The following is a 13,743-nucleotide window of genomic DNA, read 5'->3' on the forward strand; positions in this document are numbered from 1 at the left end:
CCGATCGCCAGAAAGAAGATGATCACAGTGACCGAAGTGACCGCGACCGCGGGAGCTCTCAAGCGCCTGTCCGACGAGGGCGTCTCCATCTGGCTGGACGACCTGTCGCGCAAGCGGATCGAGTCCGGCAACCTCGCCGAGCTCGTCGACACCAGGAACGTCGTCGGTGTCACCACCAACCCCTCGATCTTCCAGGCCGCCATCGGCTCCGGCGAGGGCTACGAGGAGCAGCTCGCCGACCTGGCCGTGCGCAAGGTGACGGTCGAAGAGGCCGTACGGATGATGACCACCGCCGACGTCCGCGCCGCCGCCGACATCCTGCGCCCCGTGTACGACGCGACCGACGGCCGGGACGGCCGGGTCTCCATCGAGGTCGACCCGCGCCTCGCCCACGACACCGAGGCGACGATCGCCGAGGCCAAGCAGCTCTCCTGGCTGGTGGACCGCCCCAACGTGATGATCAAGATCCCGGCGACGCAGGCCGGTCTCCCGGCCATCACCGAGGTCATCGGCCGGGGCATCAGCGTCAACGTCACGCTGATCTTCTCCCTGGAGCGCTACCGCGAGGTGATGGACGCCTACCTGGCCGGCCTGGAGAAGGCCCGCGCGGCGGGCATCGACCTGGCGACCATCCACTCCGTGGCCTCCTTCTTCGTCTCCCGCGTCGACTCCGAGATCGACAAGCGCCTGACCGCGCTCGCCACCGGGGACACCTCCCAGGCTTCCGGCGCCGGGGCAGAGGCCCTCGCCCTCAAGGGCAAGGCCGCCCTCGCCAACGCGCGGCTCGCCTACGAGGCCTACGAAGAGGTCTTCTCCGGTGACCGCTGGACCGCTCTCGCCGGCGCGCGGGCCAACAAGCAGCGCCCCCTGTGGGCCTCGACCGGCGTGAAGGACCCGTCGTACAAGGACACCCTGTACGTCGACGAGCTGGTCGCGCCCGGCACGGTCAACACCATGCCGGAGGCGACGCTGAACGCCACCGCCGACCACGGTGACATCCACGGCGACACGGTGACCGGCGGCTACGCGCAGGCCCGCGCCGACCTGGACGCCGTGGAGCGGCTGGGTATCCCGTACGACGTCGTCGTCAAGCAGCTGGAGGACGAGGGCGTCGCCAAGTTCGAGGCGGCCTGGCAGGACCTGCTGGACGCCGTCGCGAAGTCGCTGAACGGCAAGGGGGTCGACGGGGAATGAGCGAGGACCTTCCCACCACGAATCCGGCCGCGCAGGAGCTGACCGTCGAGGAGATCACCGACGCCCTGACCGCCGGCTGGGACAACCCGCTGCGGGACGAGCGCGACCGCCGGCTCCCCCGGATCGCGGGCCCGTCCGGGCTGGTCATCTTCGGTGTCACCGGCGACCTGTCCCGCAAGAAGCTGATGCCGGCCGTCTACGACCTGGCCAACCGCGGGATGCTGCCGCCGGGCTTCTCCCTCGTCGGGTTCGCCCGGCGCGACTGGGAGGACCAGGACTTCGCGCAGGTGGTCCACGACTCGGTGCGCGAGCACGCGCGGACCGAGTTCCGCGAGGAGGTCTGGCAGCAGCTCGCCGAGGGCATGCGGTTCATCCCCGGCGACTTCGACGACGACACCGCGTTCAAGCAACTGCGCGCGGCCGTCGACGAGTTGGACACCTCACGCGGTACCAGCGGCAACTACGCGTTCTACCTCTCCGTACCGCCGAAGTTCTTCCCGAAGGTCGTCAAGCAGCTGAAGAAGCACGGGCTCGCGGACGCGCCGGAGGGTTCCTGGCGGCGCGCGGTCATCGAGAAGCCGTTCGGCCGCGACCTGAAGAGCGCGCGTGAGCTGAACAAGATCGTGCACGAGGTGTTCGCCCCGGACCAGGTGTTCCGCATCGACCACTACCTCGGCAAGGAGACCGTCCAGAACATCCTGGCGCTCCGCTTCGCCAACCAGATGTACGAGCCGATCTGGAACCGGTCCTTCGTGGACCACGTGCAGATCACCATGGCCGAGGACATCGGCATCGGCGGCCGGGCCGGCTACTACGACGGCATCGGCGCCGCCCGAGACGTCATCCAGAACCACCTGCTCCAGCTGATGGCGCTGACCGCCATGGAGGAGCCGATCGCCTTCGACGAGGAGGCGCTGCTCACCGAGAAGCTCAAGGTGCTCAAGTCGGTGCGGCTGCCCGAGAAGCTGGGCGAGCACACGGTGTTCGGGCAGTACGCGGAGGGCTGGCAGGGCGGCGAGAAGGTCGTCGGCTACCTCCAGGAGGACGGCATCGACCCGCAGTCGAAGACCGACACCTACGCGGCCGTCAAGCTGGAGGTCGACAACCGCCGCTGGGCGGGCATCCCCTTCTATCTGCGCACCGGCAAGCGCCTCGGCCGCCGCGTCACCGAGATCGCGGTCGTCTTCAAGCGCGCCCCGCACTCCCCCTTCGACTCCAACGCCACCGAGGAGCTGGGCCAGAACGCGATCGTCATCCGCGTCCAGCCCGACGAGGGCATGACGGTCCGGTTCGGCTCGAAGGTGCCGGGCACCTCGATGGAGATCCGGGACGTGTCCATGGACTTCGCCTACGGCGAGTCGTTCACGGAGTCGAGCCCGGAGGCGTACGAGCGGCTCATCCTGGATGTGCTGCTCGGCGACGCCAACCTGTTCCCGCGCCACCAGGAAGTGGAAGAGTCCTGGAAGATCCTCGACCCGATCGAGGAGTACTGGGCACAGCACGGCAGGCCCGCGCAGTACTCCTCGGGCAGTTGGGGCCCCGAGGAGGCGGACGAGATGCTCGCACGAGACGGACGGAGCTGGCGCAGGCCATGAAGATCGACCTGAGCGACACCACGGCAAGCAAGATCAACAAGGCGTTGGTGCAGGGACGCCGCGACATCGGCACCCCGGCCGTGGGCATGGTCCTGACGATGGTCATCGTCACGGACGAGGAGAACGCCTACGACTCGATCAAGGCGGCCGAGGAGGCCTCGCACGAGCACCCCTCGCGCACCCTGGTCGTCATCAAGCGGCACGCCCGCACCCCGCGCGACCGCACCAACTCGCACCTCGACGCCGAGGTCCGGGTGGGTGCGGACGCGGGCACCGGCGAGACGGTCATCCTGCGGACCTACGGCGAGGTGTCCGACCACGCCGACTCCGTGGTGCTGCCGCTGCTGCTGCCGGACGCGCCGGTCGTCGTCTGGTGGCCCGGGGACGCCCCCGAGGTCCCGGCGAAGGACCCGCTGGGCGCCCTCGCGCAGCGCCGGATCACCGACCTGTACGCGGCGTCGGACCCGCTGGTGGCGCTGGACTCCCGGGCCCGTTCCTACGCGCCCGGCGACACCGACCTCGCCTGGACCCGGCTGACGCCGTGGCGCTCGATGCTGGCGGCGGCCCTCGACCAGGCCAAGTCCAAGATCACCTCGGGTGCCGTGGAGAGCGAGGCGGACAACCCGGCCGCCGAGCTGCTGGCCCGCTGGCTGGAGGCCCGCCTCAAGGTGAAGATCGACCGTGTGGTCACGGCGGGACCGGTCATCACGGCCGTCCGGCTGGGCACCGCGGCCGGCGAGGTCGTCATCGACCGCCCCGAGGGCCCGCTGGCCACGCTGTCCCTGCCCGGTCAGCCCTCCCGCACCCTCGCGCTGAAGGTCCGCACCACCTCCGAACTGATCGCCGAGGAGCTGCGGCGCCTCGACGCCGACGAGATGTACGCCATCGCCCTGCGGGCCGAGGGCACCAAGGAGACCGCCCGTCATGCCTGACTCCCCCAAGCTCACCCGGCGGCCGGAGTGGACCGCGCTGGAGGACCACCGCGCGGCCGAACTGAACCCGCAGCTGCGTGAGTTGTTCGCCGCGGACCCGGAGCGCGCGAAGCGGTACGTCGTCACCGTCGGCGACCTGCGCATCGACTACTCCAAGCACCTGATCACGGACGAGACCCTCGCCCTGCTCCAGGAACTGGCCGCCGCGACGGATGTGTTCGGTCTCCGGGATGCCATGTTCCGCGGGGAGAAGATCAACGTCACGGAGGACCGCGCGGTCCTGCACACCGCCCTGCGTGCCCCGCGGGACGCGGTGGTCGAGGTCGACGGCGAGAACGTGGTGCCCCAGGTCCACGCCGTCCTCGACAAGATGGCCGGCTTCGCGGACCGGGTCCGCTCGGGCGAGTGGACCGGCCACACCGGCAGGCGCATCAAGAACATCGTCAACATCGGCATCGGCGGCTCCGACCTCGGCCCGGCGATGGCCTACGAGGCGCTGCGCGCGTTCACGGACCGGGATCTGACGGTCCGGTTCGTGTCGAACGTGGACGGCGCCGACCTGCACGAGGCCACCCGTGACCTCGACCCGGCCGAGACGCTGTTCATCATCGCCTCCAAGACGTTCACCACGATCGAGACGATCACCAACGCGACCTCCGCCCGGGACTGGCTCCTGACCGAGCTGAAGGCCGGCCAGGACGCCGTCGCCCGGCACTTCGTGGCGCTGTCGACGAACGCCGGGAAGGTGTCGGAGTTCGGTATCGACACGGACAACATGTTCGAGTTCTGGGACTGGGTCGGGGGACGCTACTCCTTCGACTCGGCGATCGGTCTCTCCCTGATGATCGCTGTGGGCCCGGACCGCTTCCGGGAGATGCTCGATGGCTTCCACCTCGTCGACGAGCACTTCCGCACCGCCCCCGCCGAGTCCAACGCACCGTTGCTGCTGGGCCTGCTGGGTGTCTGGTACGGCAACTTCCACGACGCCCAGTCGCACGCGGTGCTGCCCTACAGCCACTATCTCTCCAAGTTCACGGCCTACTTGCAGCAGCTGGACATGGAGTCCAACGGCAAGTCCGTGGACCGGGACGGCAGTCCGGTGGAGTGGCAGACCGGCCCGGTGGTGTGGGGCACCCCGGGCACCAACGGTCAGCACGCCTACTACCAGCTCATCCACCAGGGCACGAAACTGATCCCGGCGGACTTCATCGGCTTCGCCAGTCCGGTCGGTGAGCTGAGCGAGGCTCTCAAGGCGCAGCACGACCTGCTGATGGCCAACTTCTTCGCCCAGACCCAGGCGCTGGCGTTCGGCAAGACACCGGACGAGGTCCGCGCGGAGGGCGTGCCCGAGGAACTGGTGCCGCACAAGACGTTCCGGGGCAACCACCCCACGACGACGATCCTGGCCCGCGAGCTGACCCCGTCCGTGCTCGGGCAGCTGATCGCACTGTACGAGCACAAGGTGTTCGTCCAGGGCGCGGTCTGGAACATCGACTCCTTCGACCAGTGGGGCGTCGAACTCGGCAAGGTCCTCGCCAAACGCGTCGAACCCGCCCTCACCGAAGGCACCGACGTCCCCGGCCTCGACCCCTCCACCACCGCGCTCGTGGCCTCTTACCGGGCGCTCCGTAATTCCCAGGATTCTCAGGAAGTGAAGCTGACATGACAGCGATGCAATTGGGTCTGATCGGCCTCGGCAAGATGGGCGGCAACATGCGCGAGCGCATCCGCCGCGCGGGCCACACCGTCATCGGCTACGACCGCAACCCCGAGGTTTCCGACGTGAGCGGCCTGGCCGAACTGGTCGACAAGCTCGAAGCGCCGCGCGTGGTGTGGGTGATGGTCCCGGCAGGCGCCCCGACCCAGTCGGTCGTCGACGAGCTGGGCGAGCTGCTCCAGCCCGGCGATGTCATCGTGGACGGCGGCAACTCCCGCTGGACGGACGACGAGAAGCACGCCGAGGAGCTGGGCGCCAAGGGCATCGGCTTCGTCGACGCGGGCGTCTCGGGCGGCGTCTGGGGCCTCCAGAACGGCTACGCGCTGATGGTCGGCGGCGACGCCGAGAACATCGCGAAGGTCCAGCCGGTCTTCGACGCCCTCAAGCCCGAGGGCGACTTCGGCTTCGTCCACGCCGGCAAGGTCGGTGCGGGCCACTTCTCGAAGATGGTCCACAACGGCATCGAGTACGCCATGATGCAGGCCTACGCCGAGGGCTGGGAGCTGCTGGAGAAGGTCGACTCCGTCACGGACGTCCGTGAGGTATTCCGCTCCTGGCAGGAGGGCACCGTCATCCGCTCGTGGCTGCTGGACCTCGCGGTCAACGCCCTCGACGGCGACGAGCACCTGGACAAGCTCAAGGGCTACGCGGAGGACTCCGGCGAGGGCCGCTGGACCGTCGAGGCGGCCATCGACAACGCCGTACCGCTGCCCGCGATCACGGCCTCCCTGTTCGCGCGGTTCGCCTCGCGTCAGGACGACTCGCCGCAGATGAAGATGGTCGCCGCGCTGCGCAACCAGTTCGGCGGCCACGCCGTCGAGTCCAAGTAGGCGCGCCGTGGGGGATCTTCTGCTGGTCCGCCACGGCGAGACGGAGTGGAGCGTGTCGGGCCAGCACACCAGCTGGACCGACCTGCCCCTCACCGAGCACGGCGAGGAACAGGCCAAGTCCCTCGCTCCGCTCCTCTCGGGCCGGGCCTTCGCTCTCGCACTGACCAGCCCGCTCGGCCGCGCGATACGCACCGCCGAACTCGCGGGCATCACCGGGGCCACACCCGACCCCGAGCTGCACGAGTGGGACTACGGCGCCTACGAGGGCGTCACCACCGTCGACATCCACCGCACCCGCCCCGACTGGTACCTGTGGACCGACGGGGTGCCCCCAGGCCCCGCCGGACACCCCGGCGAGTCCCCGGACGAGATCGGCGCCCGCGCCGACCGCGTCCTGAAGCGGGTGGACGCCTCGCTGGCGGACGGCGACGTGATCCTCGTGGCCCACGCCCACTTCCTGCGCGTCCTCACCGCCCGCCGGCTGGGCCTGCCCGCGGCGGACGGCCGCCTGTTCCAGCTGGCGACCGGCACGGTCAGCCGACTGTCCACCGAGCACGACCGCCCGGTGATCGCGGAGTGGAACACCCGGCCGTAACAGCGGCACAACTCCACGGCCCGGACCACACGTTGACGTGCGGTCCGGGCCGTCGCCGTCCCTGTGCCCGCGCGCCCGCCCCGGCTAGAGTCCCGCCTGATGGAGATCAACGAGCTGACACCGGCCGAGGAACAGGTGTGGCGTGCCTTCCCGTTGGGCGAGTCCGTGGACTTCCGCACGGCGGACGACGAGGACGTGGCCCTCGGCGCCACCTGGGGCCCCGAACGGACCGTCCGCGCCCACGTGTTGCGGGCCCTGCTGCTCAACGGTCCCAGGGAAGCGGGGGAGATAGCGTCGCTGAGCCTGGCGGGCGCCCGGATCACCGGCAGGCTCGATCTTCAGTACGCGACGATCGACCAGCCCGTCCGGCTGCGGTACTGCCACTTCGACGACGTGCCCCGCTTCTACGCCTCCCGACTGCGCGAACTCAACTTCGGCGACTCGGTGCTGCCCGGTCTCACCGCCCACGCGATGCGGGTCGACGGCGTGCTGCGGCTGACCCGGTCGCGGTTCGGCGGGGTGGTGCGGCTGGCCGGGGCGAAGATCGCCGGGAGCCTGTTCATGGAGGGCTCGGAGATCATCGCCCCGGACGCCGAGGAGCCCGTGCTCCAGCTCAACCAGGCCGCCGTGGGCGACGATCTGCGGGCGACCGGGCTGCGCACCCGGGGGCAGATACGGCTCAGCGGCGCGAGCGTCGCCGGGTCCGTCCACTTCAACACGGTGGACTTCCGCAACCCCGGGGACTCCGCCGTCGACGCCGAAGTCCTCGCCGTGGAGGGCAACTTCCTGCTGCGGGAGGCCCGGGTGGAGGGCTGGGTCGGACTGCGCGGCGCACGCATCGCGGGCCGGCTGGACCTGTCGTACACGAGCCTGGCCAACCCCGGCGGTTCCGCGCTGCTGGCGTCCAGCACCACCATGGGCGAACTCTGGCTGCGCGAGAGCCCGCCCGTCCGGGGCGCGGTCGTGCTGCGCAACGCCCAGATCGACGTGCTGCTGCTGGAGCCGCGGGTCCTCCCGGAGCAGGTCTTCCTCACCAGCCTCGCCTACACCTCGCTCATCCCCCACGAACCCGCCGAGCGCAGGCTGACCATGCTGGAACGCGACGGCGACGGCTATGTCCCGCACGCCTACGAGGAGTTGGCCGCCGCCTACCGCCGCGTCGGCGACGACCAGGCCGCCCGGCGCGTGCAACTCGCCAAGCAGCGCCGGGTGCGCGGCACGCGCCCCTGGTACGGCCGCGTGTGGGGCTACGTCCAGGACGCCACCGTCGGCTACGGCTTCCGTCCGCTGCGCGCCTGCGCCTGGCTGCTGTCGCTGCTGGCGATCGGCTCCCTCGCCTACGGCCTGCACCACCCGCACGCCCTGAAGGCGTCCGAGGCCCCGCACTTCAACCCGGTGTTCTACACCCTCGACCTGCTGCTCCCGGTGATCTCCTTCGGGCAGGAGGAGGCGTTCGCGCCGGACGGCTGGTACCAGTACCTCGCCTACGGCCTGATCATCACCGGCTGGATCCTGGCCACGACGGTCGTCACCGGCGTGACGAGGACCGTCAGCCGCCAGTGAGACGCTTCGCGGTGTGCTGGGCGGCCAGGCGCACCGGCGCGTTCTGGGCGCCGTAGCCCCGGTAGCCCGCCTCACGCTGGACCAGTTCGAAGAAGACCCGGCCGACCGTCCGGGTGTAGCAGTGCCGGAACGCGCCGCCCGCGTCCCGGTCGTAGAGGATGCCGAGGTCCTGGTACGTCTCCAACTCGCCCTCGGCGAAGTCGAATCGGGCCGCGAGGTCGTCGTAGTAGTTCGCGGGGATGCGCAGCAGCCGGCCACCGGCGTCACGGAAGCGGCGGGCCGCGGCGACCACGTCGTCGGTCGCGAGGGCGATGTGCTGGGCGTGGGCGCCGTCCTCGCCCGGGGCCGCGCCGACGCTCAGCGCGATCCGGACGCTGCCGTCGGGGGTGGTGACGGCACGGCTGCGCAAGAGGCCGTAGGGGTCGGCCACGTCGACGCTCTCCTGCGCCTGGAGCCCGAGGACGCTGCGATGGAAGAGCGTCGCCTCGTCGAACTGGTGCCAGGGCTGGGTGAGGGCGAGGTGGTCGATGCGGTGGACGCCTGTGGCGGTGGGCAGTTGGCCGGATGCGGGATGCTGAACACCGGTTTCCTGCCGGAGTTGGCCGGGGGTGTCGGCGAAGTCGGCTCGCCAGCCGGGGTGTTCGGGGGTGTCCGGTGCGCAGAAGAAGAGTTCCGTGCCGTCCGGGGCGGCCACGGCGTCGAGTCGGGCGTCCTCGGGGGTACGGCGGCGGGGCAGGACCGGCGCGAGGAGGGCCTCGGCGCGGCGGGCGGCGCCCTCCGGGTCCGGGGACTCCAGACCGATCGCGGCGAGGGCGGTGCCGTCCCTGCGCAGGGCAGGGCCGGTGTTGACCAGGATGCGGGCCTCGCCCTGCTGCCACAGGTCCACCGGTTTGCCGCGGTGGCGGGCCGTGCGGGTGAAGCCGAGGGCGGTGAGCAGGGCGGTGACGGGTTCCGCGTCGGGCGTGACGAGTTCGGCGAAGGCAATGCCCGTGGGGACGACCGGCGCGGGCGGCTCCCAGAGGCCGACCGTCTCCTGAAGGACCAGCAGCGAGCGCTGGGCGTCGACCGCCGTCGGGCCCGCCTCCGCCTGCCGGAACACGTCGTTGAAGATCTCCAGCGAGAGCGGCCCGTCGTACCCGGTGCTCAGGACCTGCCGTACGAGTCCGGCGACGTCGAAGCCGCCCTGCCCCGGGAAGCACCGGTAATGGCGGCTCCATTGCAGGACGTCCATCGCGAGCAGCGGGGCGTCGGCGAGCTGGAGGAAGAAGATCTTCTCCCCGGGGATGTCGGCGATGCCCTTCGGGTCCGAGCCCCGGGAGAGGATGTGAAAGCTGTCGAGACAGGTGCCGAGCGCGGGGTGACCGGCCGCCTCGACGATCCGCCACGCGTGGCCGTACGTGCTGACGTGCCGCCCCCAGGCCAGCGCCTCGTATGCGACACGGACCCCGAACTCCTGCGCGAGGTCGGCGAGTTGGCTCAGCTGGGCGGCGGCGAGCGCGTCGTCGTCCTCGGCGAGCGGGGACACGCTGGAGCAGACGAGGACGGTGTCGGCACCGAGCCTGCTCATCAGCTCGAACTTGTGCCGGGCGCGCCGCAGATTCCGCGCGAACTCGCCCTCGGGCACGGCCTCGACGTCCCGCATCGGCTGGTACAGCTCGATGGCCAGGCCGAGGTCGGCGCACCGGGCGCGGATCTCCTCGGGCGCGAGCGGGCTGGCGAGGAGGTCGTTCTCGAAGATCTCGACGCCGTCGAAGCCGGCCCGTGAGGCCGCGGTGAGCTTCTCGGTGAGGGAGCCGCTGAGGGAGACGGTGGCGATGGACGTACGCATCGGAGTACCTCGCTGATTCCATGGCGGGCACGGGTGGGGGTGTGCTGGGGGTGGGGCTCTGTTCGGTGCGGGCGGGGCGCTGTCGGTTGCGGGCGGGGTCTGTTCGGGCCGTGCAGGTCCTACTTGGGGGCGGGCAGGGCGCCGGCCAGTCCCGCGATGTCCGCGAGCATCCGCGCGCTGTCGGGCTCCCGCCCGGTGAACAGGCGGAACGCGTCCGCCGCCTGGAAAACCGCCATGCCGCCCCCGTCCAGGGTGGCGCAGCCCAACGCGCGGGCGGTGCGCAGGAGTTGCGTCTCCAGTGGGCGGTAGACCACCTCGGCGATCCACAGTCCGGGGTGCAACAGCCGTGCGGGGAAGGGGAGTCCGGGGTGGGCGGCCATGCCGGTGGGGGTGGCGTGGACCATCCCGTCGGCGGCGGCGAGCAGTTCGGGGAGCCGGTCGGGGGTGGCGCCGGTCGCGCGGCCGGGGCCGAAGTGGCGGTTCAGGGAGTCGGCGAGGCCGGTGGCGCGTTCGGGCAGCGCGTCCACGACGGTGACGCGCCCGGCGCCCAAGGTGAGCGTGGCATGCGCGACGGCCGCGCCCGCGCCGCCCGCGCCCAGCTGGACGACACGTTCCATGGGCGCGTCGGGCAGCCCGCGAGCGAAGGAGGCGGCGAAGCCGGTGACGTCCGTGTTGTGGCCGATCGCGCGCCCGTCTGCCTCGAAGACCACGGTGTTGACCGCGCCCAGCGCCGCGGCCTGCGGGGCGAGTCCGTCGAGGTGTTCGATGACGAGCTGTTTGCAGGGGTGCGTGATGTTGAGCCCGTCGAAGCCCATGTCACGGGCGGCGCGCACCAGTTCGCCCACCGCCTCGGGGCCGACGCCGAGCACATCGATGTCGATGAGCCGGTACACATAGCGCAGCCCCTGCCGGTCGGCCTCGCGCTCGTGCAGGGCCGGACTGAGGGAGGGCCCGATACCGGAACCGATCAGCCCGACGAGATACGACCGCCCGGAGCCGCCCGCACCCTCGAACCCGGGGACCTCCGCGCCCACCGCCCCGGAGCCGTCCGCACCCTCGACGTCATACGGGTCCTTGAAGACATCGGCCACGGCGGCCCTCCTGAGTGGCTCACTAATGTACGAACTAGTACGTTAGCTATACCAGCATCGACGTCCCACGGGAAGCCCCGGCGACCGACTCGGCGTCCTCCCGCGGGGACCCGGCTTCTACAATCACCGGCACTGGCCCCTCGCCCGAAGGAACCCGATGACCAGCGTCGAAGAACCGGCACGACCGAACGGGCGGATCCGCGACGCCGCCCGCACCAAGGCCGAGATCCTCGACGTGGCCACCCACGAGTTCGCCCGGGCCGGCTACGACGGTGCCCGCGTCGACGAGATCGCCGCCCGCACCCGCACCACCAAGCGGATGATCTACTACTACTTCGGCGGCAAGGAACAGCTCTTCACCGCCGTCCTGGAACGCTCCTACGGCGTGATCCGCGAGGCCGAACGCGGCCTGGACGTCGAGCACCTGGACCCGGTCGCGGCCATCCGCCGGCTCGCCGAGCTGACCTTCGACCACCACGAGCAGCACCCGGACTTCATCCGCCTGGTGTCCATCGAGAACATCCACGGCGCCGAGCACATCGCCGCCTCCGAGGAACTCGGCACGATCGGCTCGCCCGCTCTCGACGTGATCCGCCGCATCCTGGAGGCGGGGCAGAGATCCGGCCTGTTCACGGCCGACGTGGACGCCGTCGACCTGCACGCGATGATCAGCTCCTTCTGCTTCTTCCGGGTCGCCAACCGGCACACCTTCGGCGCCCTTTTCGGCCGCGACCTGGTGGCCCCGGCACAGCGCGAGCACTACCGCACCATGCTGGGCGACATGGTGATCGCCTATCTGACGGCGGAGCGCGCGACCGACTGAAGTCGCCGGACGCCCCCTCTTGACAGCCGGGAAACGTCGGCGCAACATCCCTACCCACCGAGACTAACTACCCAGTGGGTTAATTAGCCGCGACCCGCGCCGCCACCTCTCCCCCACTCCCCGCTCCCCATCGCCCCGTCTCCGCTCACTCCGCCCACGGTGGAGTTCCCCCGAAGGAGCAAGCCGTGTCCGTCCCCGCCAACGCCGTCGGGCAGCCGAAAAAGGCGGCCACTGCCGCCTGGATCGGCAGCGCCTTGGAGTACTACGACTTCTTCATCTACGGCAGCGCCGCCGCCCTGATCTTCCCGAAGGTCTTCTTCGACGACTCGGACCCGGCGACCGCGACCCTGCTCTCCCTCGCGACCTTCGGTGTCGCCTACGCGGCCCGGCCGGTCGGCGCGCTGTTCCTCGGGCACTTCGGCGACCGGGTCGGCCGCAAGAAGATCATGATCTTCACGCTGCTGCTGATGGGCCTGTCGACGTTCCTCATCGGCTGTCTGCCCACCCGGGCCCAAGTAGGCGGCCTGGCACCGGTGCTGCTCGTGCTGTGCCGGGTCCTCCAGGGCATCTCGGCGGCGGGCGAGCAGGCCAGCGCGAGTTCGATGACGCTGGAGCACGCGCCGCCGGACCGGCGTGGTTTCTTCACCAGTTTCACGCTGGGCGGCACCCAGGGCGGCCAGCTCATCGCGACGCTCGTGTTCCTCGCCGTGGCCCAACTCCCGGACAAGCAGCTGCTGTCGTGGGGGTGGCGCGTTCCCTTCTGGGCGAGCGTGCTGGTCGCGGTCGCGGGATACCTCATCCGCCGCAACCTCCAGGAGACGCCGGCCTTCGCCGAGCAGGCCGCGACCGAGGGCGTCGTCAAACTGCCGCTCGTGGTCCTGCTGCGCGAGCACTGGGCGGACGTCCTGCGGGTGATCGCGGGCGCGCTCATCGCCTCGGTCTCCACGATCTTCACGGTGTGGGCGCTGGCCTACGCGACCAGTGACTCCGTCGGCATGTCCCGTACGTCGATGCTGTGGGTGGGCGCGCTCGCCAACCTCGTCGCCCTCGCCGCGATCCCCCTGTGGGCCACGCTCTCCGACCGCATCGGCCGCCGCCCGGTGTATCTGATCGGCGCGGTCGGCAGCGCGATCACGATGTTCCTCTACCTCTGGGCGATCTCGACCGGCTCCTACGCCCTCACCCTGATCCTCGGCATCGTCGCCTTCGGCGTGGTCTACAGCGCCGCGAACGGCGTCTGGCCCTCCTTCTACGGCGAGATGTTCTCGACCCGGGTCCGGCTGTCCGGCATGGCGATCGGCACCCAGATCGGCTTCGCCGTGGCCGGGTTCGCGGTGACGTTCGCCGCGCAGATCGCGGGTCCGGACGGCACGGACTGGTCGTCGGTGGCGCTGTTCACGGCGGCCCTGTGCGTCCCGCCGGTGATCGCGGCGGTCTCGGCCCGCGAGACCCGCGCGGTCCCGACGGAGCTGCTCGGCACCCGTTCGCCCCGCGAGGCGTCCCAGCCGGAGACGGTGACGGCCTGACCGTCGCACCCCGACCACCGCTCCCCCGGGCCTCGTTCATGACGTCGCC

Annotated in this window: 11 protein-coding genes; 9 read left to right on the plus strand and 2 right to left on the minus strand. The window is 70.7% G+C overall.

The window, feature by feature from the left end; all coding sequences use genetic code 11:
- The first annotated feature begins 18 nt into the window (after positions 1-18).
- The 7 genes from tal to ACIRB1_RS03710 all read left to right on the plus strand — a co-directional run bounded on the left by tal (position 19) and on the right by ACIRB1_RS03710 (position 8,426).
- Positions 19-1,194: a transaldolase gene (gene tal, locus ACIRB1_RS03680; RefSeq protein ID WP_403464443.1), complete on the plus strand. Its 1,176-nt coding sequence runs from the start codon at positions 19-21 to the stop codon at positions 1,192-1,194.
- Positions 1,191-2,789, plus strand: a complete 1,599-nt coding sequence (gene zwf / locus ACIRB1_RS03685) for a glucose-6-phosphate dehydrogenase (protein ID WP_403464444.1) — start codon at positions 1,191-1,193, stop codon at positions 2,787-2,789. The genes tal and zwf overlap by 4 nt, the downstream gene beginning before the upstream one ends.
- A complete protein-coding gene (opcA, locus tag ACIRB1_RS03690; RefSeq protein ID WP_352180958.1) occupies positions 2,786-3,721 on the plus strand; it encodes a glucose-6-phosphate dehydrogenase assembly protein OpcA in 936 nt (311 codons plus the stop codon). Before zwf ends, opcA begins: the two co-directional genes overlap by 4 nt.
- Positions 3,714-5,387 carry a glucose-6-phosphate isomerase gene (pgi, locus tag ACIRB1_RS03695; protein ID WP_403464445.1) on the plus strand — a complete coding sequence of 558 codons (1,674 nt, stop codon included), beginning with the start codon at positions 3,714-3,716 and terminating at the stop codon, positions 5,385-5,387. The genes opcA and pgi overlap by 8 nt, the downstream gene beginning before the upstream one ends.
- A 5-nt stretch (positions 5,388-5,392) precedes the next feature.
- Entirely contained in the window at positions 5,393-6,268 is an 876-nt protein-coding gene (gnd, locus tag ACIRB1_RS03700) for a phosphogluconate dehydrogenase (NAD(+)-dependent, decarboxylating) (RefSeq protein WP_352178250.1), read from the plus strand.
- A gap of 7 nt (positions 6,269-6,275) precedes the next feature.
- Complete coding sequence (locus ACIRB1_RS03705) at positions 6,276-6,863, plus strand: histidine phosphatase family protein (RefSeq protein ID WP_352177441.1); 588 nt, start codon at positions 6,276-6,278, stop codon at positions 6,861-6,863.
- A gap of 99 nt (positions 6,864-6,962) precedes the next feature.
- Entirely contained in the window at positions 6,963-8,426 is a 1,464-nt protein-coding gene (locus ACIRB1_RS03710) for a membrane-associated oxidoreductase (RefSeq protein WP_352177442.1), read from the plus strand.
- On the opposite strand, the gene ACIRB1_RS03715 is transcribed toward ACIRB1_RS03710, so the two are convergent.
- Together ACIRB1_RS03715 and ACIRB1_RS03720 are read right to left on the minus strand one after the other, a co-directional pair.
- Positions 8,413-10,254, minus strand: coding sequence for a TIM barrel protein (locus tag ACIRB1_RS03715; RefSeq protein ID WP_352177443.1), 1,842 nt, complete (start codon positions 10,252-10,254; stop codon positions 8,413-8,415). The two genes, ACIRB1_RS03710 and ACIRB1_RS03715, sit on opposite strands and share 14 nt — an antisense overlap.
- A gap of 119 nt (positions 10,255-10,373) precedes the next feature.
- On the minus strand, positions 10,374-11,288 hold the full coding sequence (locus tag ACIRB1_RS03720; RefSeq protein WP_352178251.1) for a shikimate dehydrogenase: 915 nt from the start codon (positions 11,286-11,288) through the stop codon (positions 10,374-10,376).
- Positions 11,289-11,502: 214 nt separating this feature from the next.
- On the opposite strand from ACIRB1_RS03720, the gene ACIRB1_RS03725 reads away from it, so the two are divergent.
- Positions 11,503-12,168 (plus strand): TetR/AcrR family transcriptional regulator, encoded by a 666-nt coding sequence (locus tag ACIRB1_RS03725; protein ID WP_403464446.1) that lies wholly within the window; start codon positions 11,503-11,505, stop codon positions 12,166-12,168.
- 185 nt (positions 12,169-12,353) lie between these two features.
- Positions 12,354-13,694 (plus strand): MFS transporter, encoded by a 1,341-nt coding sequence (locus ACIRB1_RS03730; RefSeq protein ID WP_403464447.1) that lies wholly within the window; start codon positions 12,354-12,356, stop codon positions 13,692-13,694.
- The last annotated feature ends 49 nt before the right edge of the window (positions 13,695-13,743 follow it).

It is taken from the genome of Streptomyces sp. NPDC096013, from assembly GCF_044763565.1.
GTDB lineage: Bacteria > Actinomycetota > Actinomycetes > Streptomycetales > Streptomycetaceae > Streptomyces.

Excerpts from the sequence above, each read along its gene's own strand:
- tal (WP_403464443.1), top strand. The coding sequence starts at position 19 with ATGATCACAGTGACCGAAGTGACCGCGACCGCGGGAGCTCTCAAGCGC.
- zwf (WP_403464444.1), top strand. The coding sequence starts at position 1,191 with ATGAGCGAGGACCTTCCCACCACGAATCCGGCCGCGCAGGAGCTGACC.
- opcA (WP_352180958.1), top strand. The coding sequence starts at position 2,786 with ATGAAGATCGACCTGAGCGACACCACGGCAAGCAAGATCAACAAGGCG.
- pgi (WP_403464445.1), top strand. The coding sequence starts at position 3,714 with ATGCCTGACTCCCCCAAGCTCACCCGGCGGCCGGAGTGGACCGCGCTG.
- gnd (WP_352178250.1), top strand. The coding sequence starts at position 5,393 with ATGCAATTGGGTCTGATCGGCCTCGGCAAGATGGGCGGCAACATGCGC.
- ACIRB1_RS03710 (WP_352177442.1), top strand. The coding sequence starts at position 6,963 with ATGGAGATCAACGAGCTGACACCGGCCGAGGAACAGGTGTGGCGTGCC.
- ACIRB1_RS03715 (WP_352177443.1), bottom strand. The coding sequence starts at position 10,254 with ATGCGTACGTCCATCGCCACCGTCTCCCTCAGCGGCTCCCTCACCGAG.
- ACIRB1_RS03725 (WP_403464446.1), top strand. The coding sequence starts at position 11,503 with ATGACCAGCGTCGAAGAACCGGCACGACCGAACGGGCGGATCCGCGAC.